The sequence below is a fragment of the Flavivirga sp. 57AJ16 genome (assembly GCF_028736925.1).
Lineage (GTDB): Bacteria > Bacteroidota > Bacteroidia > Flavobacteriales > Flavobacteriaceae > Flavivirga.
This window is the reverse complement of record NZ_JAQZAT010000012.1, coordinates 47,441-72,686: the sequence shown is the minus strand read 5'-3', so window position 1 is coordinate 72,686 and position 25,246 is coordinate 47,441. Positions and strand designations below refer to the sequence as shown.

The 25,246-nt window shown below is 33.7% G+C and carries 20 protein-coding genes and 2 tRNA genes; 12 read left to right on the top strand and 10 right to left on the bottom strand.

Going from position 1 to position 25,246, the window contains the following annotated elements:
• Positions 1 to 23 precede the first annotated feature (23 nt).
• Positions 24 to 698 (bottom strand): SCO family protein, encoded by a 675-nt coding sequence (locus PQO00_RS14190; protein ID WP_274185507.1) that lies wholly within the window; start codon positions 696 to 698, stop codon positions 24 to 26.
• 282 nt (positions 699 to 980) lie between these two features.
• Between PQO00_RS14190 and rseP the strand changes: the two genes are divergently transcribed.
• The 3 genes from rseP to PQO00_RS14175 all read left to right on the top strand — a co-directional run bounded on the left by rseP (position 981) and on the right by PQO00_RS14175 (position 2,598).
• On the top strand, positions 981 to 2,327 hold the full coding sequence (rseP, locus tag PQO00_RS14185; RefSeq protein ID WP_274185506.1) for an RIP metalloprotease RseP: 1,347 nt from the start codon (positions 981 to 983) through the stop codon (positions 2,325 to 2,327).
• A gap of 73 nt (positions 2,328 to 2,400) precedes the next feature.
• A tRNA-Asn gene (locus tag PQO00_RS14180) sits at positions 2,401 to 2,474 on the top strand.
• A 52-nt stretch (positions 2,475 to 2,526) separates the two neighbouring features.
• A tRNA-Arg gene (locus tag PQO00_RS14175) sits at positions 2,527 to 2,598 on the top strand.
• Positions 2,599 to 2,606: 8 nt separating this feature from the next.
• On the opposite strand, the gene PQO00_RS14170 is transcribed toward PQO00_RS14175, so the two are convergent.
• A complete protein-coding gene (locus PQO00_RS14170) occupies positions 2,607 to 2,963 on the bottom strand; it encodes an arsenate reductase family protein (protein ID WP_274185505.1) in 357 nt (118 codons plus the stop codon).
• Between the two features lie 167 nt (positions 2,964 to 3,130).
• Between PQO00_RS14170 and PQO00_RS14165 the strand changes: the two genes are divergently transcribed.
• On the top strand, positions 3,131 to 3,595 hold the full coding sequence (locus PQO00_RS14165) for a DinB family protein (RefSeq protein ID WP_274185504.1): 465 nt from the start codon (positions 3,131 to 3,133) through the stop codon (positions 3,593 to 3,595).
• Here PQO00_RS14165 and PQO00_RS14160 read toward each other — a convergent pair.
• Complete coding sequence (locus PQO00_RS14160) at positions 3,575 to 4,294, bottom strand: DUF3298 and DUF4163 domain-containing protein (RefSeq protein ID WP_274185503.1); 720 nt, start codon at positions 4,292 to 4,294, stop codon at positions 3,575 to 3,577. The genes PQO00_RS14165 and PQO00_RS14160 overlap by 21 nt on opposite strands.
• Positions 4,295 to 4,594: 300 nt before the next feature.
• On the opposite strand from PQO00_RS14160, the gene PQO00_RS14155 reads away from it, so the two are divergent.
• A complete protein-coding gene (locus PQO00_RS14155; protein WP_274185502.1) occupies positions 4,595 to 5,734 on the top strand; it encodes a cystathionine gamma-synthase in 1,140 nt (379 codons plus the stop codon).
• Between the two features lie 4 nt (positions 5,735 to 5,738).
• On the opposite strand, the gene PQO00_RS14150 is transcribed toward PQO00_RS14155, so the two are convergent.
• Entirely contained in the window at positions 5,739 to 6,542 is an 804-nt protein-coding gene (locus PQO00_RS14150; RefSeq protein ID WP_274185501.1) for a glutamate dehydrogenase, read from the bottom strand.
• 338 nt (positions 6,543 to 6,880) lie between these two features.
• Here PQO00_RS14150 and gdhA point away from each other — a divergent pair, with 338 nt between their 5' ends.
• From gdhA to PQO00_RS14125, 5 genes are all read left to right on the top strand, one after another.
• Positions 6,881 to 8,224, top strand: a complete 1,344-nt coding sequence (gene gdhA, locus PQO00_RS14145; RefSeq protein ID WP_274185500.1) for an NADP-specific glutamate dehydrogenase — start codon at positions 6,881 to 6,883, stop codon at positions 8,222 to 8,224.
• 308 nt (positions 8,225 to 8,532) lie between these two features.
• Positions 8,533 to 9,561, top strand: a complete 1,029-nt coding sequence (locus PQO00_RS14140; protein ID WP_274185499.1) for an acyltransferase — start codon at positions 8,533 to 8,535, stop codon at positions 9,559 to 9,561.
• A 92-nt stretch (positions 9,562 to 9,653) separates the two neighbouring features.
• The gene (locus PQO00_RS14135; protein WP_274185498.1) at positions 9,654 to 12,005 is read left to right on the top strand and encodes an ABC transporter substrate-binding protein; all 2,352 of its coding nucleotides are present in this window, start codon (positions 9,654 to 9,656) and stop codon (positions 12,003 to 12,005) included.
• Positions 12,005 to 12,724: a DNA repair protein RecO gene (recO, locus tag PQO00_RS14130; protein WP_274185497.1), complete on the top strand. Its 720-nt coding sequence runs from the start codon at positions 12,005 to 12,007 to the stop codon at positions 12,722 to 12,724. The genes PQO00_RS14135 and recO overlap by 1 nt, the downstream gene beginning before the upstream one ends.
• A gap of 4 nt (positions 12,725 to 12,728) precedes the next feature.
• Positions 12,729 to 15,140 carry a TonB-dependent siderophore receptor gene (locus PQO00_RS14125; RefSeq protein ID WP_274185496.1) on the top strand — a complete coding sequence of 804 codons (2,412 nt, stop codon included), beginning with the start codon at positions 12,729 to 12,731 and terminating at the stop codon, positions 15,138 to 15,140.
• Positions 15,141 to 15,240: 100 nt separating this feature from the next.
• Here PQO00_RS14125 and PQO00_RS14120 read toward each other — a convergent pair whose 3' ends face one another.
• On the bottom strand, positions 15,241 to 17,697 hold the full coding sequence (locus PQO00_RS14120) for a T9SS type A sorting domain-containing protein (protein WP_274185495.1): 2,457 nt from the start codon (positions 17,695 to 17,697) through the stop codon (positions 15,241 to 15,243).
• A 106-nt stretch (positions 17,698 to 17,803) separates the two neighbouring features.
• Between PQO00_RS14120 and PQO00_RS14115 the strand changes: the two genes are divergently transcribed.
• Positions 17,804 to 18,280, top strand: a complete 477-nt coding sequence (locus PQO00_RS14115) for a regulatory protein RecX (RefSeq protein WP_274185494.1) — start codon at positions 17,804 to 17,806, stop codon at positions 18,278 to 18,280.
• On the opposite strand, the gene PQO00_RS14110 is transcribed toward PQO00_RS14115, so the two are convergent.
• The gene (locus tag PQO00_RS14110; RefSeq protein WP_274185493.1) at positions 18,270 to 19,142 is read right to left on the bottom strand and encodes a cupin-like domain-containing protein; all 873 of its coding nucleotides are present in this window, start codon (positions 19,140 to 19,142) and stop codon (positions 18,270 to 18,272) included. The two genes, PQO00_RS14115 and PQO00_RS14110, sit on opposite strands and share 11 nt — an antisense overlap.
• Before the next feature lie 126 nt (positions 19,143 to 19,268).
• Complete coding sequence (gene bioB, locus PQO00_RS14105; RefSeq protein WP_274185492.1) at positions 19,269 to 20,363, bottom strand: biotin synthase BioB; 1,095 nt, start codon at positions 20,361 to 20,363, stop codon at positions 19,269 to 19,271.
• A gap of 197 nt (positions 20,364 to 20,560) precedes the next feature.
• Between bioB and PQO00_RS14100 the strand changes: the two genes are divergently transcribed.
• Positions 20,561 to 21,592 (top strand): sugar-transfer associated ATP-grasp domain-containing protein, encoded by a 1,032-nt coding sequence (locus PQO00_RS14100; protein WP_274185491.1) that lies wholly within the window; start codon positions 20,561 to 20,563, stop codon positions 21,590 to 21,592.
• A 52-nt stretch (positions 21,593 to 21,644) separates the two neighbouring features.
• Here PQO00_RS14100 and PQO00_RS14095 read toward each other — a convergent pair whose 3' ends face one another.
• From PQO00_RS14095 to PQO00_RS14085, 3 genes are read right to left on the bottom strand one after another with little or no spacing between them, the layout of a single operon-like run.
• Positions 21,645 to 23,066 carry a flotillin family protein gene (locus PQO00_RS14095; protein WP_274185490.1) on the bottom strand — a complete coding sequence of 474 codons (1,422 nt, stop codon included), beginning with the start codon at positions 23,064 to 23,066 and terminating at the stop codon, positions 21,645 to 21,647.
• Entirely contained in the window at positions 23,035 to 23,664 is a 630-nt protein-coding gene (locus tag PQO00_RS14090; RefSeq protein ID WP_274185489.1) for a hypothetical protein, read from the bottom strand. The genes PQO00_RS14095 and PQO00_RS14090 overlap by 32 nt, the downstream gene beginning before the upstream one ends.
• A gap of 59 nt (positions 23,665 to 23,723) precedes the next feature.
• Positions 23,724 to 24,935: a beta-ketoacyl synthase N-terminal-like domain-containing protein gene (locus PQO00_RS14085; RefSeq protein ID WP_274185488.1), complete on the bottom strand. Its 1,212-nt coding sequence runs from the start codon at positions 24,933 to 24,935 to the stop codon at positions 23,724 to 23,726.
• Positions 24,936 to 25,246: the final 311 nt, after the last annotated feature.

The following is a 25,246-nucleotide window of genomic DNA, read 5'->3' as shown; positions in this document are numbered from 1 at the left end:
CCTAAAAAAATGGTTGATAAAAACTATTTTAGATATTCTTCTTTTAGGATTTTAATATCGTTAAGTAAACGGTCGATTTCTTCTTTATCTGTACCATCATAAAAGCCTCTTATTTGACGCTTTTTATCAATAAGCATAAAGTTTTCGGTATGCACCATATCAAAAGGACCGCCATCTCCATGGTCCTTAACTGCCAGATAGCTTTTTCTTGCAAGTTGATATATTTGTTTTTTATCCCCGGTAACTAAATGCCATTTATTATCATTTACTCCTTTTTGTTTCGCATAACGTTTTAGTTGGGCAACCGTATCGATCTCGGGAGTTACCGAGTGTGAAAGTAGCATGACATCGTTGTCATTAATAATTTCTTGTTGTATTAGCTCCATATGACCGGTCATAATAGGGCAAATGGTCTGACACGTAGTAAAAAAGAAATCGGCCACGTATATTTTGTCTTTATAATCGTTTTGTGTGATCGTTTTACCGTTTTGATCGATGAGCGAAAAATCGGCTATTTTATGGTACTTTTTTTTATATTGAATAGTGCTGTCTACCAGTTCGGTACTTACCATAGCGGGTTGATAAATGGGTAAGGGTTGGTAAACATTTAAAGTGTTATAGATTATTGAGACTATAATAATAGAAATAATGGCAAAAACAATGGCGAACCCTCTATAATTCTTGAAAAATGATAACATTTTTATTGGTTAAATTGAATATATGCAAAAATACAATGAAACATCGATGACGAAAAATTTAATCGAAAAGAATTCCTCGACGCTTTACGTCGGACCTGCCGGCAAGGACAGGGTTCGTTTCAAGGAATTCTTTATTTAAAGAAAGAAATGACCTTATAGGTGTTATATTCGATCTTTTTTAAGTTTAAATTCTTGTTAAAAAAACCTACATCTTATAATTGTCTTTTTAAAGTTGGTTTAAAAGCGTACTTTTGTGCGATTAAAAAATCTGATTGAAGTTATATGGAGTTTGTTATTAAAATATCTCAGTTTTTATTAAGTCTTTCGTTGCTTATTATTTTGCACGAATTAGGGCATTTTATCCCTGCCAAGGCTTTTAAAACACGAGTAGAAAAGTTTTATTTATTTTTTGATGTTAAATTTTCATTGTTCAAGAAGAAAATAGGAGAAACTGTTTACGGCATAGGTTGGTTGCCATTAGGGGGCTATGTGAAGATTGCCGGAATGATAGATGAGAGTATGGATACCGAGCAAATGGCCAAAGAACCACAACCTTGGGAATTTAGATCTAAACCAGCTTGGCAACGCTTAATTATTATGTTAGGTGGTGTCACTGTGAATTTTTTATTGGCGATCCTTATCTATATAGGAATGAGTTATTTTTATGGCGATCGATTTTTACCAAATGAAAATATTAAAGATGGCCTTTTAGTTGAAAGTACCATTGCCAATAAGGCAGGATTATATACGGGTGATAAAATTATTTCTGTAGATGGTGATAAGATTGAGACATTTTCTGAAATTTCTGAAAAAGTCCTGTTTGGTAAGGAAATTGTTATCGAAAGAAACGGGGTGCAATCAACGGTAAATATGCCCGAGGATTTTTTATCACAATTAATTGATTCTAAGGAAAAGGGCTTTATAAAATTAAGAGAACCTTTTGTTATAGTTCAGGTTCCCGATACGTCTTATAATAAGAATAGTAGTATTAGAAAAGGCGATATTATTGTTGGGTTAAACGATTTTAAAACAAAGTATATCGATCAGGTAAAATTGGGATTGGAAAAATTCAAAGGACAAGAAGTCAGCGCCACGGTTTTAAGGGACCATGCCGAAGTTACGCTACCATTAAAAATAAGTGAGGAAGGTAAATTGGGATTGGTTTATGCATCAGGAACCACGCCTGAAACTTTAGAAGCTTTAGGATATTATCAATTTGAAACCAAGGAATACGGCTTTTTTGAATCCTTCCCAGTAGGAATAAAGAAAGCAGGGGATAAAGTATCATCTTATATAACCCAGTTTAAAGCTATTTTCACACCAAGTACAGGAGCATACAAAGGTGTAGGGGGATTCAAAGCTATTTACGATATATTCCCAAGTTTTTGGAGCTGGCAAGTATTTTGGAGCATTACGGCCTTTTTATCGATCATGTTAGGCGTTTTAAATTTATTGCCAATACCTGCTTTAGATGGTGGTCATGTCATGTTTTTACTATATGAAATGGTGTCTGGTAAAAAGCCAGGAGATAAATTTATGGAATATGCACAAATGGTTGGGTTCTTTATTTTAATAGCTTTAGTTTTGTTTGCTAATGGAAATGATATTTATAAAGCCATTTTTGGGTAAAATTTTTAAAATTTTTATTTGCAGTAACTAAAAATATATATATATTTGCGCTCGCTAAGACAAAAAGATACACTCCTTCTTAGCTCAGTTGGTTAGAGCATCTGACTGTTAATCAGAGGGTCCTTGGTTCGAGCCCAAGAGAAGGAGCTTCATAACAAAAAAGCCTTTACATGACTGTAAAGGCTTTTTTATTAAAAATGGCTCCATAGTTCAAGGGATAGAACAAAAGTTTCCTAAACTTTAGATCCAGGTTCGAATCCTGGTGGAGTCACTGGTTTTTTATTTAGCACGAATAACCTCTTTTGCCGCTGCAACAGTGTTTTTAGAATTACCAATAAAAATCTGATCCCCATTTATTATAACAGGCCTGCTTAAAAAAGTGTAATGTTCCAGAATATAATGTTTGTAGTCGCGCTCTTCTAATTTTTGGTTTTTTAAATCCATTTCTTTGTAGAGTTTGGAACGTTTACTAAAAAGGGATTCATAACTGCCCGAGAGTTCTTTCATTTGCTCCAATTGCTTTACCGTTATTTCTTCTGTTTTAATGTCCTGTAAAACAAATTCGGAAGGCAGATTGAGCTCTTTTAATATTCTAATGCAGGTACTACAGGTTTTTAGATAATATACTTTTTTCATGTGCTCGTATTTGTTTTTTAATTGCTTATATAACTTCTATAGTAGGGTAGGATAGCCTATTTACAATAAGATTTTATTATAAAAAATGATTTTTTTTAGAAAACTATTTCCAACAAAATAAAAGTAAATATATCATTTCGAACTATATTTATCCAAAAATAAATAATATGAAATTTACATTCGAAGTATTAGTCAATACAAGAAACGCTCTTAAAAATATTTTGGAAAAAACAAGCTTAGAGGATTTAAATAAAATCCCTAAAGGTTTTAATAATAACATTATATGGAATGTTGCCCATATAATCGTGAGCGAGCAGCTTTTAGTTTATAAGCTATCGGGTTTGCCAACGATACTATCTAATGAAATGATCGATAAATATAGGAAAGATACCAAACCAGAAGCTTTTGTTGCACAAGACGAGGTTGATGAGATAAAGGAACTATTATTTTCAACTATGGAAAAAACAAAAGCGGATTATAAAAATAGAATCTTTAAAGAGTATCATACATATACCGTCTCTACAACAGGTAATACTTTAACAAATGTAGATAAGGCGTTGCAATTTGCGTTTTTTCATGAAGGACTGCATATTGGATATATTTTAGCGCTTTTAAAAGCTATTAAAATGTAAAAACGAACTAACATCTTTAACAGGGATTGTAAACTCAATAATGCCTGTTGAATATGGTGCTATTTCATAAGTATTGTAAAGTAAAACAATGCCTTCTTCGTTATAAGCTATATTAGCAGGTAATTTGAAGGTATCAACATTTAAAACGACATCTTCGTCATTAATGGTTTTACCAAAATAAGTTCTAGCGACTTTTTTGAATCCTTCAATATCTTTAAATAATCTATCATTAGGAATTAAGTTTCCGGTGTCGGTTTCAAAGTTTAAGAAAGCAATGTTTAATATTCCGTGCGCACCACCTGTATTTACATAGGACGTTATAGCAATACTTACAATTTCTAAAGATTGAAACATAACTTCTCCATCTATTTGTGCCTCCCATGGCATGACGGTCTCCGGAGCATCGGTTTTAAATGTTTGAAATTCTTTGTTGAATGACGTTATACTTTCTTCAATGGATTTTGAAGTGATACTATCTGGTTCTCCAATATGTAATGATGCAATAACATTTTTAGCTATTATTGAATTTATTTGATCAGCTATGTTCTTATTTCCTTCGGCACTTGGAATATTTACTTCAACAAGATCATTGTTGCTGGTTGAAATTTTAATTTCTGAAAAGGATAGTTTTAGTTCATCCTTACAAGCTATAAAAATGAAAAAAAGACATACCATTAAAAGCGGCTTTTTATAAAACATATTTGAACTATTAAGTAGCATTAAAGATAATTATTGCATTTGAATTGAAGCATAATTCCTCAATATAAAATATTGAGGTTTTCTTTTTAAGTCGTCATTCCCTTGAAATCGTAAGATTCATGAATTCCTTAATATAAAATAGAAAACAATGAATAAAATGGGACGCTAAGTAAATAGGTACCTATACATAAACCAAACCTGTTTATGCTAATTCTTAATGGGTAATTTAAAAACTACATTTATAAATATCTTTTTGCTTCACCGAATTAAAACCTACCTTTGTACAAAGGTTTTTTGAAAATGAAATTTAATACAAAAGTAATACACGGTGGTCAAGAACATGATGCGGCTTTTGGTGCTGTAATGCCTCCAATTTATCAAACGTCCACCTATGCTCAGACAACTCCAGGAGGGCATAAGGGATATGAATATTCTAGAACACATAACCCCACTCGGAATGCTTTAGAAAATGCTTTCGCGAGTATTGAGAATGGAAAATACGGATTGGCTTTTGGTTCGGGATTGGCAGCGATTGATGCTATTATTAAGCTTCTAAAGCCAGGAGACGAAGTAGTCTCTACTAACGATTTATACGGAGGTTCTTTTCGTTTGTTTACAAAGATTTTTCAGGATTTTGGAATAAAGTTTCATTTTATAGGCATGCAAGATGCTTTAAATATTGAGTCTTATATTAATAAAAATACGAAACTAATTTGGGTTGAGACGCCAACCAATCCAATGATGAATATTATTGATGTTAAAGCGGTTTCTATTATTGCGAAAAAGCATAAGATATTACTCGCTGTAGATAATACATTTGCTACGCCATACTTACAACAACCTTTGGATTTTGGTGCAGATATAGTGATGCATTCTGCAACTAAATATTTGGGAGGCCATAGTGATGTTGTTATGGGGGCCTTAGTGGTTAAAAATAAAGAGCTCGCTGATAAACTATACTTTATACAAAACGCGAGTGGTGCCATTTGTGGTCCTCAGGATAGCTTTTTAGTGTTAAGAGGTCTAAAAACATTACATATTAGAATGCAGCGTCATTGTGAAAATGGTAGGGCTGTTGCCAAGTTTTTAGCAAATCACCCAAAAATAGAGCATGTATATTGGCCTGGTTTTGAAAGTCACCCTAATCATGAAATTGCTAAATCTCAAATGAGGGATTTTGGAGGGATGATCTCTTTTACAACTAAAGGAAATAATATGAAGGAATCTATCAAAATTCTTGAGAATTTAAAGATTTTCACTTTAGCTGAATCTTTGGGAGGTGTCGAATCGCTTTCTGGTCATCCAGCTAGTATGACACATGCTAGCATTCCAAAAGAAGAAAGAGAAAAAACAGGGGTTGTAGATTCTTTAATCAGGTTAAGTGTGGGAATAGAGGATATTGATGATTTAATTGCTGATTTAGAGCAGGCTTTAGTGTAATTTTTTAATTTAAATAGTAAATATATCCAATATTAAACCATAATAGCCAATCATCACTTTTGTTGAAATCTAACTGGTGGTTAAGACCGTCAACCCAATCACTAAAATAATATTGCCACCTTAAATCAAGCATTAAATCCGAAAGCTTATTAAGCTTATATCTTACACCAACACTAGAAACCATAGACCATGTGCTGCCTGGAGAAGCATCTACCGACCCTGGGTCCCAATGCGAATAAAAATTGCTAGGTTCGAGAACGTTTCCAGTTAAAAGCGGGTTTGGGTTTTCGTATGTAGTACTAACTTCTGGAGAAAAAGAGGTATAATGTACTCCTAAACTTATAAAAGGGGCTAGTTTATAGCCAAAAGATTGAAAGGAACGAATGCTTAAAGGATAGAATTCAAGTTGTGTACCTATATCTAAATTTTTAGCAACACCTTTATGGCCCCTTAATCTATCTGAATCTACACTAACTTTACTGGGGTCAACAAGCCTGCCATGGTGTTCAAGATTGGTTTTATTCCAAGATATTTCGTTTCGTAATTTAAAATGGTCATTAAAGTAAGTATCAGTGGTATAACAGTTGCAATCTGCTCGGTAAGAAAAATTTAAATAATGGACCACTCCTATTCCAAATCCTGAATTCCCAAAATTCGTTTTGGTATCTTCCCGGTTGCCAAAATCTGACCTAAATTGTAAAGGACCCGTAATAACCCCAATTTCATGAGAGAAGCCTAGTTGAGCACTGGCTGTTTGAAAAATAACAAACAGGCAACAAGCAAAAACTGAATGTTTTATGTTAAGCATAGGGATTTTATTTTTTTTGAGGCATTATATCGACAGCAAATATATAAAAACTCGTTGAACTAACAAATTTTATCGTTGAAATACCAAATTGATCATAGGCTTTACTAAACATCTCTAAATTAGTTACTGTATAGTTTCTTGAAATCTTGTTAAGAATAAACGTGTAAAACGTGGTCAAAAAATAAATATGGTTGGTAAAAAATCAAATAATAAGTTTCTTCAAAAATATATTGAAATTATTTATTGCGAATTTCAAAAAAAAACAATCTTTTTTTTAAAGATACCGTATATTTGCATCCTTAAATTACCTATTTAATAAATTAATACAATTTGTGTATATGAAAAGTAATATTGAATCATTTTTGGACATAGTAAAAGAAAGAAATGGTCATGAACCAGAATTTTTACAGGCTGTAGAGGAAGTTGCAGAAACTGTTATTCCATATATTATTAAGAATGATATATATTATGGTAAAAATATTCTTTTAAGAATGGTCGAGCCAGAACGTGTTATAACATTTAGAGTATGTTGGGTGGATGATAAAGGAGAAATACAGGTTAACAGAGGATATAGGATCCAAATGAGTTCGGCCATTGGCCCTTATAAAGGAGGGTTGCGTTTTCATCCGACTGTTAATATGAGTATTTTGAAATTTTTAGCATTTGAACAAGTGTTTAAAAACAGTCTTACAACTTTACCTATGGGAGGTGGTAAAGGGGGAAGCGATTTTGATCCTAAAGGAAAGAGTGATAACGAAATTATGCGTTTTTGTCATGCATTTATGAGTGAATTGTTTAGACATATTGGTCATAATACAGATGTGCCAGCTGGCGATATTGGTGTTGGCGCAAGGGAAATCGGTTTTCTTTTTGGCATGTATAAAAAGATAAGTAATGGCTTTACTGGTGTTTTAACAGGTAAAGGGATGTCTTGGGGCGGATCGTTAATTAGACCAGAAGCAACTGGTTACGGTACTGTATATTTTGCACAGAACATGTTGGAAACTAAAGGAGATAGTTTTAAAGGGAAAAATGTTGTAATATCAGGTTCTGGAAATGTTGCGCAATATGCAGCAGAGAAAGTAATACAATTAGGAGGTAAAGTTTTAACGCTTTCTGATTCTTCAGGCTATATTTATGACGAAAATGGTATAGACGTAGAGAAATTGGCATACGTGATGCAACTTAAAAATGTAAAAAGAGGTAGAATCAGTGAATATATAGAAGTATATCCTCATGCGAAGTTTATCAAAGGAAAGACGCCTTGGGAAGTTAAATGTGATATAGCATTGCCATGTGCAACCCAAAATGAGCTTAATGAAAACGATGCGAATACCCTTTTAGGTAATGGTTGCATTTGTGTCAGTGAGGGAGCCAATATGCCTTCAACTAAGGAAGCTGTTAGTGCATTCCATAAAGCTAAAATATTATTTGCGCCTGGAAAAGCATCAAATGCAGGTGGTGTAGCTACCTCTGGTTTGGAAATGACCCAAAACTCATTAAGGTTCAATTGGACTAGAGAGGAAGTCGATTTAAAATTAAAAGATATTATGGCCAACATTCATAATGCCTGTATTGAATACGGAAAGGAAGAAGATGGGTATATAGATTATGTTAAAGGCGCTAATATTGCTGGATTTGTTAAAGTAGCTGATGCTATGTTGGCACAGGGTATTGTGTAATTAATTGCCTTATAAATAAAAGAGGGGGTCTAAAAAGTCTTTTTAATTTGATTTGCCAGATTGAGCCTGTCGAAACCGATATTGATTATCGGTAGGTTAAAAATATTTCGACAAAGCCTGTGCTGAGTTTATCAAATTTACTTTTTAGATCCCCTCTTTTCATTTAAAATATATTATTTTAAAGTAAAATCCGTTAGTTATAAATATATTTGAACATCTAAACTAAATAGGATGGATATATGTTAAAAGGATAGTTGTTTTTATTGTTATAATCAGACATTTAGTTTTGGCGTTTAATTATAAGACTATTGAATAAAATAAATATTAATAATTTTGATTTTTTAAGAGTTGTTTTTGCTACAACTGTTGCTTTATCACATTTGATAAGATTAAGTGAAGTTGAGATGTTTCAGTCTTATGGAATGCTTTTCAATGCCCGTTTAGCTATAGATGGTTTTTTTGTTATTAGTGGTTTTTTAATTGCTAAAAGCTATGAAAATAGCAAAACACCCAAAGAGTATATTTTTAAAAGGGTTAGAAGAATAGTACCAGCTTACGCTTTTTTAGTGCTTTTTTGTGCCGTTTCTTTTTGTTTAATATCGAAAAACTCTGTTGAAAATTATTTTCTTAGTGGTCAATTTTGGAAGTATTTAGGGGCAAATTTGACATTTCAAAACTATATAGAGCCTTGCTTGCCAGGAGTGTTTGAGAATAACGCAATATGTGCTGTCAATGGAGCTCTCTGGACTATCAAAGTTGAAGAAGCTTTTTATTTATTGGTCCCTTTTTTTTACTTTATAATTAAGTTTAAAAAAAGTAATATTTATGTTTTGAGTATTATAGTCTATTTAATTTCTATAACCTATTTCAATTATTTTGTTTCAATAGATATGTATAGAATAGCTAAACAATTACCTGGAGCTTTGGCTTTTTTCGTTATGGGAATTATGTTATATAAAAACTTTGACTTTTTTCAAAAGTGGAAGCATTATATTATTTTGCCATGTCTAGTGTTGTTTTTTATTGAACAATATCTATTTAAAACATATATTTTGAAACCTATAGTATTTGGGTTTATGGTTTTTTACATTGCTTATAATTTTAAATGGCTAAATAATTTCGGGAAATATGGTGATTTTACATACGGTATTTATATCTATCACTTTCCTGTAATACAAATATTTGTATATTTTAAATTGTTTAATAAATATGACCCAATCATTATAAGTTTAGTAGTTTTTTTAATCGTATTAATTTTAGCGGTTTTATCATGGTACATATTGGAATTGCGTTATTTATCCAAAAGTAGAAGAGAAAGACAAAAAATCATCATTTAACTAATAATATTTAAATTTCCCATTCTAAAATGGAGTATATTATTAAAAAAGCGCTATGTGTTAACATATTTTAAAGTATAAAAAACATTTATATGTTAAAAAAAATATTAGTATTTATAATTTGTCTAACTCCATTGCTGCAATTCTCTCAAGATTTTTCGGCTCTTTGGGAAGGTCATTTCTCGTATTATAATATAAAAGATGTAGTAAAAGGAAATAATAAAATTTATGCGGCGGCAGAAAATGCTGTTTTTAGTCTAGATATACAGACAAACGAAATCGAAAAACTTTCTACGGTAAACGGATTATCAGGAGAAACAATTTCGACGATTTATTATAGTGAAGTATATGAATTATTAGTTATTGGGTATGAGAATGGTTTAATAGAGATCGCCTTTGATAATGATGATGATATTCTTTCTGTGGTTGATATTATTGATAAGCCTACTGTTCCTCCAACTGATAAAAGGATAAATCATTTTAATGCCTATCAAAATGTGATGTATATTTCAACAAATTATGGTATTTCGGTTTTTGATTTAGAAAGGCTAGAGTTTGGAGACACCTATTTTATTGGTAATGGAGGCAGTCAAATACAAGTCAATCAAACAGCTGTTTTTGGGGATTATATTTATGCTGCTTGTCTAGATGGGAATGGGGTAAAAAAGGCTCTTGTGTCTAGTCCAAACCTTATAGACTATCAAAATTGGCAATTAGTTAATTCAGGTAATTGGTTATCAATAGAATCCCAGACAGATAAACTATATGCTATAGGAACTAATAGAAGAATTTATCAAATAACTAATGATGTTTTTACAGAAATGTTTTTATACACAGATACTCCGTTGGATATGAGATCTGTTGATGAAAATTTAATAGTGACTACACAAAAAAATGTATTTGTTTATGATGCCAATTTTAATGTAACTTCCCAAGTTTCAATAGACCCTTCTTTTGATACTCCATATAGTTCTGCTATTATAGATTCGGAAAATATTTATATAGGCACTAAAGATTTTGGAATTTTAAAAACGCCATTATTAAATTCGGTAACTTTTGAGGAGATACACCCGGACGGCCCTTTATTGAATATTCCATTTTCAATCGAAGCCGAGCCGAATGGTTTATGGGTGACTTTTGGTGAGTACAATTTATTTTACAACCCTTATCCGTTAAATAATCGTGGGTTTAGTCATTTAAATGATGGTATTTGGACAAATAATCGGTATAATGCCGTTTTGGGAGCTAAGTGTCTAAATAACATCGCTATAAATCCGTTTAACCCTAATCAAGTATTTATAAGTTCGTTTTTTAGTGGGTTATTAGAGGTTAATGAAGATGTTCCGACAGTTCTTTATAATGAAACGAATAGTGGTTTAGAATCTTTGGTTTTACCAAATGACCCAAATTATATTGATATACGAGTAGGGGCTTCCCTGTTTGATATAAATGGATTGTTATGGACAATAACTACATTGGTAGATAACCCTTTAAAGTCATATAACCCAGGAACGAATCAATGGAAGTCTTATAGTTTTACAGATCTTATTTCTGATGGGTTTTCTGGTGGGAATTTAGGTTTTGCAGACATAGTAATTGGACCTGATGAAACGAAATGGATTGCGAGTTATAAGTTTGGACTTATCGGGTTTAATGAAAATGGCAATTCTCAATTAATTAAAAGTATCAGTAAAGAAGATGAAAACATGCCAACAGAGTTTACTACAGCTTTGGCACTAGATAAACGGAATCACTTGTGGATAGGGAATTTTAGAGGCTTACGGGTGCTATATAATACATCGAACTTTTTTGATGACGACAACGTTCGAGTGGAAGAAATCATTATTGAAGAAGATGGCATTGCAAAAGAGCTATTATTTCAGCAATTTATTACAGATATAAAAGTTGACGGCTCAAATAATAAATGGATTGGTACTTCAGACTCTGGATTATTTTATTTTTCTTCAGATGGACAGAAAACGATATTCCATTTTACTAAAGATAATTCGCCACTGCCTTCTAATACTATTAATGATGTCTCTTTAGATGATACAAACGGTATTGTTTATATAGCTACAAGTAAAGGGCTCGTGTCTTTCCGTTCGGGCGGATCCAGTCCATTTGAAAATTTAGAAAATGCTTATGTATATCCAAATCCGGTGAGGCCAACTTTTAATATAGTAGAAGAAAAAGTTAAGATTAAGGATGTCTCGGAAAACGTAAATATTAAAATAACGGACATTGAAGGCAATTTAGTAGCCGAAGCCCAATCTAGAACGAATCAAAGATATAGTGGATACAATCTGGAAATAGATGGAGGAACAGCTTATTGGAACGGAAAAAATATGGCAAATAATGTAGTTGCCTCTGGCGTTTACTTGATCATGCTTTCCGATTTGGATTCGTATGAAACCAAAGTTCTAAAATTAATGGTTGTTAGGTAATGTTAACGACGACTAATGCCATAGTTCTATCCAAACTAAAATATAGGGATAACGACTTAATTGTTAAATGCTATACACAACAACTAGGGGTGGTTAGTTTTTTATTAAGAGGTGTTTTAAAAAGTAAAAAAGGGCACTCTAGGGCGGCTTATTTTCAATTACTCTCACAGTTGCAATTAATTATTGAATACAAGAACAATAGATCATTGCAGGCTATAAAAGATACTAAGTTGAGCACTATTTATACAAGCCTGCACTCTCATGTTTTAAAGAGTTCTATTGTCATGTTTTTATCTGAAGTATTGTCGAATACGCTAAAAGAAGAAGAAAAAAACGAAACACTTTATAGTTATATTGAAACCACACTCATGTGGCTTGATACGCATTCAGAATATTCAAATTTTCATTTACTGTTTTTACTTAATTTAACGAGGTATTTAGGGTTTTATCCAGATACAAAAAATATAGACCAGCCTTTTTTTAATTTGAGAGAAGGGAGGTTTGAAGCAAAATCACAAGATAGATATTCTTTATCTGGAAAAAACTTAACACTTTTAAAGCAACTGTTAGGCACAACATTTGATGCATTGTCTACTGTTGAAATTAATGCAAAACAAAGACAGTCGTTTTTAAGTATGATTTTGCTATATTTTGAGTTACATTTGGGGAGTTTTAAAACACCAAAATCATTACTGATATTTAATCAGGTTTTTAATTAAAAGCATGAAGTTTTTTTATACCATTTTCTTCTTTTTACTTGTTTCTATATCTTCTCGGGCACAGACAATAAAGGTTCTTAGCGAGCTTACAAGGGAACCTGTTTTTGGAGTGGCCATTTATAATGTCGATAAATCAGAAAGTGTTGTTACTAATTTTAGAGGCGAAGCAGACTTAAGTGGGTTTTCGGATACAGAAACGATTTACTTTAAACATTTGTCTCACGTTTTAAAAAAAATAACGAAACTTCAGTTATGGGACTCAAACAAAGTATATTTAGTTTCCAATACCCAAGGCTTAGAGGAGATTGTTATTTCTGCTTCAAAGTTTGAACAAAGTAAAAGAGATATTCCACAAAAGATAATTAGTGTAAATAGTGCAAGGATTCAATTTTCAAACCCGCAAACAAGTGCCGATTTGTTAGAGAATACGGGGAAGGTCTATATTCAAAAAAGCCAGTTAGGAGGAGGAAGCCCGATGATTAGAGGGTTTGCCACCAATAGATTATTAATTACGGTTGATGGTGTAAGAATGAACAATGCTATTTTTAGAGGCGGAAATTTACAAAATGTTATTGCTATCGATCCGTTTTCTGTCCAAAATACCGAAGTTACTTTGGGTTCGGGTTCTGTTATTTATGGAAGTGATGCCATTGGGGGGGTCATGAGTTTTTACACCCAAAAACCAAAATTGTCCTATTCGGATTCGTTATTGTTTAAATCAAATATTATTGCCAGATATGCATCGGCCAGTAATGAAAAAACGGGGCATTTTGATTTTAATTTGGGATATAAAAAATGGGGATTTATAACCAATGCGAGCTATACAAGTTTTGGGGATTTAAAAATGGGTAAGAATGGGCCTAGTGACTATTTAAGACCTGAATTTGTTTTGACAACTGATACAGGTGATATTATTGTTGAAAATAATGATCCACGGGTTCAAAAATTTTCAGGATATGACCAGTTGAATATGATGCAAAAAGTACGTTATGAGCCTTATAAAAATTTAAGTTTTGATTTAGGTCTGTATTATACCAGAACGTCAAATGTGCCCCGGTACGATCGCTTAATAAGATATAGAAATAATGTTTTGCGTTCAGCAGAGTGGAATTATGGACCGCAAAAATGGTTTATGTCCAATTTGCAAATTACTAAATTAAGTAGTAATTCTAGTTTATATGATAAAATTAAAGCGACTTTGGCATATCAAAACTTTCAAGAAAGCAGATTAGATAGAGGCTTCCAATCTAATACAAGAAATATTAGAGAAGAAGCAGTGGATGCATATTCCTTTAATATAGACTTAGAAAAAACATTGAGCCCTAATACACAGTTTTTTTATGGTCTGGAATATGTGTACAATAAAGTACTGTCTCTTGGAAAGGAAGAAAATATATCGAACAATATGACTCAGCTCACTGTTTCCAGATATCCAAACGGAGCCAGTTGGCAATCTGCGGCGATATATTCCAGTATAAAATATAAACCAAACTCAAAATTTGTTTTTCAATCAGGTTTGCGCTTTAACCATGTTATCTCCAAAGCCAATTTTGAAGAGAATAATGTCTTTTTAAATTTGCCATTTAAATCATCTAAAAACAAAGCAGGGGCTCTTACTGGCACTGCAGGTATTAGATGGTCTCCAAATAGAACGATACAATGGAAGCTCAATACCTCTTCTGCTTTTAGAGCGCCTAATATTGATGATATAGGTAAGGTATTCGATTCCGAACCAGGATCGGTAGTCGTTCCTAATGAAAACCTAAAGCCAGAGTATGCTTATGGCGGTGAATTGGGTGTGGAATTAGACTTCGATAAAAAAATAGTACTGGATATAAGTACCTATTATACGTATTTAAACAATGCTCTAGTACGTAGGGATTACAGCTTAAATGGCAATACAGAGATTGTTTATGATGGTGAGTTAAGTAACGTGCAAGCTATACAAAATGCTTCAAAAGCTTGGATTTATGGTTTTGAAGTCGGTTTAAAAGCCGTCATTACGAATCACATAGATTTAACATCCCAATATAGTATCATTGGAGGCACAGAAGAGGAAGGTGAAATAGAAGTGCCTATTCGCCACGTCGCACCTAGTTTTGGAAATACACATTTAACCTGGACATCTAAAGGGTTAAAGCTAGATGTATTTGCAAATTATAACAACGAACTTTCCTTTAATCAATTGGCGCCTTCAGAAGCTGAAAAAGATTATATCTATGCACTGGATGCTAATGGGAATCCATATAGCCCTTCTTGGTATACGTTCAATTTTAGGGCACAATGTCAAATAAGCGATTCAACGACACTTACTGCTAGTTTGGAAAACATCACGGACCAACGTTACAAAACATATTCTTCTGGAATTGCCGCAGCAGGAAGGAACTTTATTATGTCTTTAAAATATAGTTTGTAATGGTGTGCTTGTCATTCAGAGCGCAGCGAAGAATCTCTAAAAAAGAAATCATAGTTTGAATGACAAAAGATTCTTCGCTGCGCTCTGAATGAACAGTAGCCTATTTTTTTAAAGCTTTTTTAGTAACAATAACCCCATTGGATAATTCTACTTTAGCAATATAAATAGTATTGCTTAAATTTGAAAGCCTATAAATTTCAGAATTGTTTTGACCTTTAAAATGGTATAATTGGCGACCAATAAGATCAAAAACACTAATGGTTTTAATGTTTAAGCTATTATTTGTGTTAAACTGAACTCTGTCGTTATCTAAATCAACAATACTGAATTGATTTTCTTCTATAGAAACATTATTTGTAGATAACGAGTTTGCATTAAACACAATTTCAAAACGTTCGTTAAATTCGCCTACTTCTGAGGTGAAAGTGTAATCACTTGTAGATAAATCGTGCTGCTTATGAAGTAAATTGTCTTTTAAGTAAATGGTATTGTTACTTAAGAAATTGCCCTGTAATTGGGCAATGGATAATTTGTATAATGTAGGGATATCAATACTTGTCTTAAAACCAAGTTTAATAATTTCATCTTGATTAATACTATTAATTGCTTTGCCTTGAATAGTGAATTTTTTAGTAGAGCCTTCAATGGTCGAGTATAATGCAGAGCCCTTAGTTGGGAATTTAACCGTATCGTATGAAACCCCATCATCATCATTAGTCGCCCCGTTTACATAGCCCACAAGTATTTGATTAAAAACCCCATTATCGGAAGTTAGATCGATCCATAATTTATTTACCGTGGTATTGGATGCTTTTTTAGTATTTGAATTTTTAAAAAACTGACTATTAGCTGTTGTACTGGCAACACGCATAGAATTGTTAAATACTATATTAGTTGTATAGACATCACCAGACACTAAAGTTGCAGGAGCAGAGTTAGACATAGACACAAAAAAGCCTTGACCAGATGGAATAAATCGAGTTGGTATAACACCATCACCACCAGCAGATTGCCCTACGGCATTAATAATGGCAAAGTCATCATTTGTAAAGTTAAGTTGTTGATTTCCATTGGTGGTACTGGAAGGCAGAGTATTTTGAGACCATAAGAATATGGCCCCATTAATAGATTTAGCCGTTGAAATATCTGTAGAAACGTTACTATTAGCTGCTAAAAATAAATCGGCATCAATAGCTGAGGGGTATGGGTTCCCTAAAAAATTCCAGTTGTAATCCGATAATTCGGAATCGTTTCTATAGATGGGTATTGTTTTAATGCCATTGTTAAAATCGCCGGTAAAAGTGTATCTAAATTGTTTATTCGATGGGGCAGGATGAGTGTCATAAGCAAAGCTTGTTAAAGTAGTAGCATAACCTACTCCGGCTTGCATAATGGTAGCACCACTTACCGGTTGCCAATCATCTCCATTGTCATCTATATCATCTTGACCCGGTATCGCTGTACCATCATTATTTGTTTCTGCGGTGGCATCTAAAAAGTTTTGTCCATCAAATATAAAACGTCTACTTGGATGCGAATCAGTGATAGAGCCACTAATGGTTGCTCCAGAAACGGGAGAACCCCAATAAGTGTATTCGTACCATTCATTCATCGGTGCGGTTTCTTTGTCAACTGTCATGGTGCCACTATTATTAACAGCCCCAAAATTATTATTTTGAACGACTGCTCCATAAGGGTGAACATCAATAGAACTTCCTGCATCTACCGTAATGTCATTCTGAATTTCAATATAGGTATTGTCGTTCACAGTTAAAATGGAATTGTTGTTAACCGTTAAACTACAAGCACTAAAGCTTGCCGCACTTGTGTTGTAGTTACCATTAATAATAGCTTCGGTATTAATATCAGGACCTACTACATTATCCCAATCAGAACCATCCCAAGTTACAGGTGCACCACAAGGAATAAGAGTGCCCCAAACTTCAATATTATCTATGGCAATATCTTCGTCACCATCATCAAGATTAAAGACAATTTGAATATCTAAGAGAGAACCTGTACCAGTAATGCTTTGAGTAAATTGAGTAAATGTGTCTGTTATTTCAGGTCCATCCCCGGTACCATCGTAATCAGTATCTATATATGGTGCAGAGTTAAATGTACTTCCGTCATTTTCCAACCATAATAAATTTGAGAACGAACTTGAGTTATCAATGTCATAATTAAAATGTACATAGTTAGGGGCATCCCAATCTTCATTGGCTCCGTCATCATCTTCAGCTAAATTTACTCTAAACACTAGGTTAGAATAGCCACTTATATTGATGTTATTTATAAGTAGGGTTAGTGGTAAAGTAGGTTCAACACCATTTGTGTCTTGAGCAGCAAAATAATAAGAACCTTGAATATTAGAAAGCGTGCCAGTTGTATTAGTCCCATCAGTTCTAATAAAATAATCTGTTGTGCCACTAGTGAATTCAGTTACATTAGTTGAGTAACCTCCAACGGATTCAAATGTTAATTCTGCAATTTTGGTTTGCCCATAACTTAAATTAAAAGTTATAAGCAATAATATAATGGAAGTAATTTTTTTCATCATAGTTCGTTTAAAATCTATACTTCGACTACGCTCTGTACAGTGGATTTGGTTTTTATAAATTTTTATTCTTATTGTTAATTTTCTATTGCTATTTTTGAAAACCATGCAGCCATCAAAAAAAACATATACCGTACAAGAAGCCACTAAAAAATTAGAGCATTATTGTGCGTATCAGGAACGTTGCCATCAAGAGGTTAGACAAAAGTTAGAAGGTATGCACATGATACCCGAGGCTATCGATGTCATCATAGTTCACCTTTTAGAACATAACTTTCTTAATGAAGCACGTTTTGCCAAAGCATTTGTAAGTGGTAAGTTTAAAATCAAGAATTGGGGGCGTCGTCGCTTAAGTTATGAACTTAAGAAAAAAGACGTGGTCAAAGTTAATATAAATCAGGCACTTAGTGAAATAGGAAACGAGGAGTATATCGGGGTTTTCAATGATTTAGCCGAAAAAAAAGCAAATTCAATTAAGGAAACGAACAAGTTTAAGAAAAGAAAGAAATTAATCGATTATTTGCTGTATAAAGGATGGGAATCCCACTTAGTTTACGAAAAAGCAAACGAGCTTATACAGTAATATTGTTGTTTTTATGCGTTCTTACAACTGCCTGTTCATTTTTCCAATCAATCCATTTTTGTCCTTTTAAACGTCTCATAACGTTATCGTAATGGCGCATAATGACTATGTTGTATAGAGCTCTGCTAAGATTTTTTGGGTTTCTGGCTATAGCTCTCAAACTCATAGAAAACCCAGGTGTAATATAGCGCATATAATGCCAATAACCTTCTGGCATATATAAAACTTCACCATGTTTTAACTCTGTTTTGTAACCTTTGGCTTTTTTAAGCATCGGCCACTTTTCAAAATCAGGGTTGTTAAAATCAATATCTTCCCTGGTGATTAAAGAATGTGGGATTTTATACAAGTAATTGCTCTGCTTTTGGTCAAATAGGATAACTTGTTTTGTGCCTTCAAAATGAAAATGAAAAATATTGGCCAAATCTATATCATAATGCATGAAAGTATGCGAATCTCTCCCCCCAAAAAACAACATAGGAATTCCTTTCATGAGGCGTAAACCAAAATCCGGAAACGTGAAATCTTTTTGTAATTGGGGTATTTCTTTTAACGCATTCCAAAGAAAAATGCGATATTTTGTAGGTTCCCTTTTTAGCAAATCCACATAATCGCCCATTTTCATTTTTGTATGCGGTTCGTTAAACCCATCTTTATAATCTACGGGTCTGTCATCGTAAAGAGGAATGGTAATATCGCCTGCAATGGCTTTCATGTAGTCTAGGTTCCACTTGGTATAAGCTGGCCAGTCTTCTGTGAGATTCTCAATAACTACAGGTTTTTGCAGATTAAAATAATATTTTAAAAAGTCCGCTTTAGCAATAGTTTTTACACGAGGGATGTCTTGCAGATTAAGTGTCAATACTTTAGTGATTTTGTATTCAAAGTTAAGAAAACGTTACGAAAACAGAAATAGTATTTGAGGTGCTGCCTATAATTTATTGAAAACGGTTTTTTGTATAAGCAAAGTTAAAAGGTTATAGTCTACTTATTTTAAAGCTTTAGCTTTTTCTTTAGCAGCTTCGTTACGTTCAATAGTATGCTCTGGCCGTGTCCATTTGGGTTTTTCTCCTAAAGCTTCATATTGGGAATCGTTTGCTTCAACAGTTTTAGGTTGTACCTTTTTTGTGAATGGCTTTTGCGGATTCAAGCCTAACAATTCAAACATTTTCATGTCTTCATTGACATCGGGGTTTGGGGTCGTCAATAATTTATCACCGGCAAAAATAGAATTGGCACCGGCAAAAAAGCACATGGCTTGCCCTTCTCTAGACATTTGGGTTCTACCAGCACTTAAACGCACTTGTGTTTCTGGCATGACAATACGCGTGGTAGCGACCATACGAATCATTTCCCATATTTCAACAGGTTTCTCGTCTTCTAAAGGCGTGCCCTCAACAGCAACTAAAGCATTTATTGGTGTAGATTCCGGTTGCGGATTTAGGGTTGACAATGCGACCAACATGCCAGCACGATCTTCTACACTTTCGCCCATACCGATAATACCACCACTACAAACGGTCACATTGGTTTTACGTACATTGTCAATGGTATCCAATCTGTCTTGATAGCCTCGTGTAGATATAACTTCTTTATAATATTCTTCAGATGAGTCTAAATTATGGTTATAGGCATATAAACCAGCTTCTGCTAGCCTTTGTGCTTGATTTTCGGTAATCATTCCAAGTGTACAGCATACTTCCATGTCTAGTTTATTAATGGTACGTACCATTTCTAAAACCTCGTCAAACTCTTCACCATCTTTTACGTTACGCCATGCGGCACCCATGCAAACGCGGGAGCTTCCAGCAGATTTTGCACGTAAAGCTTGGGCTTTTACTTGTTGCAGAGACATCAAGTCGTTTCCTTCAATATTAGTATGATAACGAGCTGCTTGTGGACAGTAGCCACAATCTTCTGAGCAACCGCCTGTTTTTATAGACAACAAAGTTGATACTTGTACAACATTAGGATCATGATGTAAACGGTGAACCGTCGCCGCTTCGTAAAGCAGCTCCATTAATGGTTTGTTGTAAATTTTTATGATCTCTTCTTTTGTCCAATTGTGTCGTATCTCGCTCATAAATAAAGTTGATTTGTATCAATCAAAAGTACTAATTAAATAGAATATATGTTCACTATTTTTCTAATTAATACGCCCCGATTTAGGGATATGTTTTTTGTAATGTTAAAGATTTTGCGTTTTCCAATGGTCTAAATGATATATAAAATGTGTTACTTTGCCTATTTAATGTTTGTCCTTAATTAAATTTTAAGATTATGAACAGAATACGGGTTTTCTTAAAGCATCCAGATAAAAAGAGTCTTCTGAAAATGATAAAGGAAATAATAACTCTTATGGTAAAAAAGAGAGAAATACCCTTTTATTATTTTAAATATTTATATAGGAAAAAAGTCACTAACTATTTAGATTATATTAGTTTTAGGGAACAAGTACTGCTTGTGGAACATCGATCTTTGCATAATCCGGATTATGTTGCCTTAATAAACAATAAGCTTTATTTTGCCCTATTTTGTAAAAGAACATCCATTAAAACTCCGAAATTAATAAGTTATAATTTGGGAACCTGTTTTTTCTTTAATGATAATGTTGTACAAATTTCCAATAAAGAGCAGCTTAGTGAATTTTTTGAAAATTTATTCAACATACATAAGACGGACGAACTGTTTTTTAGGCCACCATCTGATTTTGGAGGAAAAGGATGCTTTAAGATTAAAAAGTTGGAGCTTCAAAATGATTTGGATAACATATATGAAACTTTGATCAATGGGAATTTTGTTCATACGGAGGTTATTAAACAACATGATGACATTAATAAAATACATAGCAAATCGGTAAATACAATACGGTTTATTTCTTTAATAACATCTAAAGGAACTATAGAAATAATCAGCAGCGTTTTCAGATTTGGAGTTGGAGATAGTGTTGTTGATAATGCTACATCCGGAGGTTTTTTTGTTGGAATCGATCTCGAAAAAGGTGTTTTAAAATCTGTAGGACATTATTTGCCAGAACATGGGGGCGGAGAAATAACCGAGCATCCTGATAGTGGATTTAAACTTGAAGGGTTTAAAGTTCCGTATTTTAAAGAAGCATGTGATATTGTAAAAGAAGCGGTTAAAATTATTCCAGATAGGTTTATAGGATGGGATGTTGCAATAACACCAAATGGACCAATAATCATAGAAAGCAATGCAGAACCCCATGTTCCAGTTAGTGATATATCTTATGGAGGCTTGTTAAAGAATCCGCATATAAAAAATCTGGTTGAAGAACTGAAAAAACAGTAAATGATTCTTAAGTTTTTTATAGAGCTTAAGAACCATCTACTTAAAATTCAATTTAATTATCTTCTTCTTTTTTTGAATCTGATTTAGCAACCGTTTTTTCGATATCTTTCCCCTTTAAATATTCGGGCAGTTCCATACCCGCCATATTAAACATATCCTGCAAAGGCGGTACAGATTTATACATGCCAGAAAGGAAGTTCGCTGTCGAGGATTTTCCTTCTTTACTATTGCCTCCATTTTCCCAAACAGTTACTTTGTCTATCTTAATATTTTTTATAGCCTCAGCCTGTGTTTTAACCAGTTCAGGTAATTTATCGGCAATTAATAATAATACTGCGTCTTTGGAGTTATTACCTGCTGCTTTTACAATTTGGTCTAAACCAGCAGCTTGTTTTGTTAAGACTTCGTAAAGTCCTTGTGCTTCAGCTTGTGCTTTAAAAAGAATGGCATCTGCTTCCCCTTTTGCTCGTCTTCTAATCTTTTCAGCTTCGGCTTCGGCATCGATTTCAACTTTCTTTTTATCAATTTCTGCAGGCACAATAACATCGGCCATTTGAGAAGAACGCTCTCTTTCTGCTCTAGCGGTTTCAGCTTCTTTTTCGGCAGCATAAGATTCTTCTAAGGCTTTTGCGCTTTGTACTTTTTCAGATGCAATTGCTACTCTTTCTGCTTCTGCTTCTCTTTGACGACGCAACGAATCTGAATTTGCCACAGCGATTTTCGCCGTATTTTCACCTTCAACGGCCTGAGCATTCGCTGCTGCAACTTGAGTTCTTTCATCTTGCACGGCATTGGCTTCACCAATGGAACCATCCCTGGTTTTTTCTGCAACCGATTTACGCGCTGCATTAATAGCGTGTGCGGCTGCTTCTTTACCTAAAGCTTCAATGTAACCAGACTCATCGACAATATCGGTAATATTTACGTTGATTAGTTTTAAGCCTACTTTTTTGAGCTCAGATTCCACAGATTGTGAAATATTGGCTAGAAACTTATCCCTATCGGAGTTAATTTCTTCAATATCCATAGAAGCAACAACTAAACGGAGCTGCCCAAAAATAATTTCCTGTGCCAAATCCTGTATTTCGTTTTGTCCTAGTCCCAGCAAACGTTCCGCAGCATTCTGCATGATGCCCGGCTCGGTTGAAACGCCAATTGTAAAACGAGATGGAACATTCACGCGAATATTTTGTTTGGAAAGGGCATTTACTAGATTGACTTCAATAGAAATGGGCGTTAAATCCAGAAACTCGTAATCTTGAATTACCGGTAAAATAAATGCCGCACCACCATGGATGCACTTGGCCGATTGACCGCCGCCTACTTTACCATAGACCACTAAAATCCTGTCTGATGGACAACGTTTGTAGCGTCTTATTAAGACGATTAAAAAAAGGAATATAAATAATACCCCAAAAATAAGGGTCATTGGAAACCCTAAGTTAGGCCCTTCCTGAATTATCAGTAATCTCATAAGTATGTTGTTTTATTGGTTCTATTGGTTTTTTTGTTTGATCTACTATTAATATGCCATTGTTGGTGACATCTAATACTTTAACAATGGTTCCGGATTTTAATTCCATAAGGGAATCTGTTAATGCATCTAGTTCGCGCAGTGCTCCTTGAACCCTTACGCTAACTTTTCCCATTTTTGTGCGATTGGCACCAATGGTGAGGTATACTTCACCAATGGCATCAATAGCGTTTTTATACTTTAAAGTACCACTATCACTTAATTTTCCCATAAAATAAAACATGGCGGCCATGATGGTCATCATAGCCAACCCAGAGAAAATAGAAATAACAATGGTTAAAGGTTTAGATAATCCCGCTTCTAAGCAGGCAATACCGCTCCAACCAAAAATAGTAAAGAAGCCAACAAGGTTTTTAAAGGTTATAAATTGAAACCCTATACCCGAATCGGCATCTATTTCAGAATCCAGATCTTCAAATTCATCAGCGTCCCCTCCAATAAAGGCCAAAAGGATTACCATAGTAAAAACTAGCGAACCTATAATGGCAATTAACCAGTATATTTTTAAAAGGAAATCAAGATTTGAATACCATTCCATAGTTTTGAGGTTTAAAAATTTAAGATTTAAATGTAAGCTTATTTAATTAGTTTACAATCTTATTTTGAAAGCAAAATAGAAACTGCATTCCCTCCAAAACCGACAGCATTTACCAGAATATTTTCTATTTTTTTTGGTGTATTTTGATTTTTTAAATAAGGGATGCCTATAAATTTTTTGTACTGTAACATTAATACGGCCAGTTCAATACTTAAAGCACCTGATGCGCCAAAGGTGTGACCTATCTTCCATTTATTTGTAGTTAAAGCTGGTATTTTGTTACAAAATATTTTTTCTATAGCGTTATATTCTGAAAGATCACCTTTTATGGTGCCAGGTGCGTGCATAACAATAACGTCAATATCGTTAGGGCTTAAAGAGCCTAATGCCATCTGCATCGATTTCTGAAAGCATTGTGCATCACTTGAAATAGAAATATTATGTTCTAAAATCTCGGTAGCATAACCAACCCCTTTTATAGTAGCTAGGGCATGGTCTTTTTTACCTGCCTCTAAACAAGCTATAGATGCGCCTTCCCCTAGGACCATGGTGTTTTGCTTTTTGTTAAGATCTAAAGCGAGACAAGGAAAAGATGCTTCAATACTTTGATGGTCCTGGTCATATATTTTTCCAGAATGTTTAATGCCATTCAATCGGGCTTTCGAATATATTTTGAGAGCCTGCATTTGGGCAATGGTAAATGGCGTTAGAGGTGCTTCGCTACCACCCACCAAAAATTTATCGCACATACCGGAATTAATCCATGCCATACCATTAAGTATAGCATGTAATGCGGTAGAACACGTTATGGAATGGCTAATTTCTGGGCCTTGGGTTTGCAAATCATGAGCCACCCAGGATGAAATATTACCCAATGTTGTTGTAGGCGAACTTAACGTTTTGGCCTTGTTTTTTTTAAGGAAATCTTTATGATAGGTTTCAAAAAGTTGTGTGGCGCCGCGAGACGATCCAATATTAATTCCGAAATTATCCGAACCATTCCAGTTTGCTTGTTTTATAGCTTGTCTAGAAGCGTGTATGGCAAATAAAACGGTATCATCAAGAGATTTATATTTAGAATCCGATTGACGTAATAATTCGATATGTTCCTTAGTATTTTTAGGGATTTCGGCAACTAGAGCACGTTCAGTATCAAATGATTTTTCTGAAATACAGTGCTGATTGTTTTGATAGCTTTTCCATGCATCCTCTAAAGAGTTTCCTAATGGAGAAATAGATGAAATAGCTGTTATTGAGATTGGTTTTTGCAAGATTTTAAAACTTTAAACAAAAGTAGTGTTATTGTATTTATTTCACATAAAAAAGTTTAGATCACTTCTAATTTAATAAGTAATAAATTCTGAATGTCCGTAATCATGCATAAAGATATTTTTGTCATTCAGAATACTTCGACTACGCTCAGTACAGGCTATAGTGAAGAATCTGTTGATAATCAATGGGATCCCTCGAGATTCCTCGTTGCCTCGGGATGACAAAATCAATATATTTTTAGGTTTATGACATATGACGGTCAATCAAAATAAATTACATAATAATGTAACAAGTTTTTTAATTGTAAGAC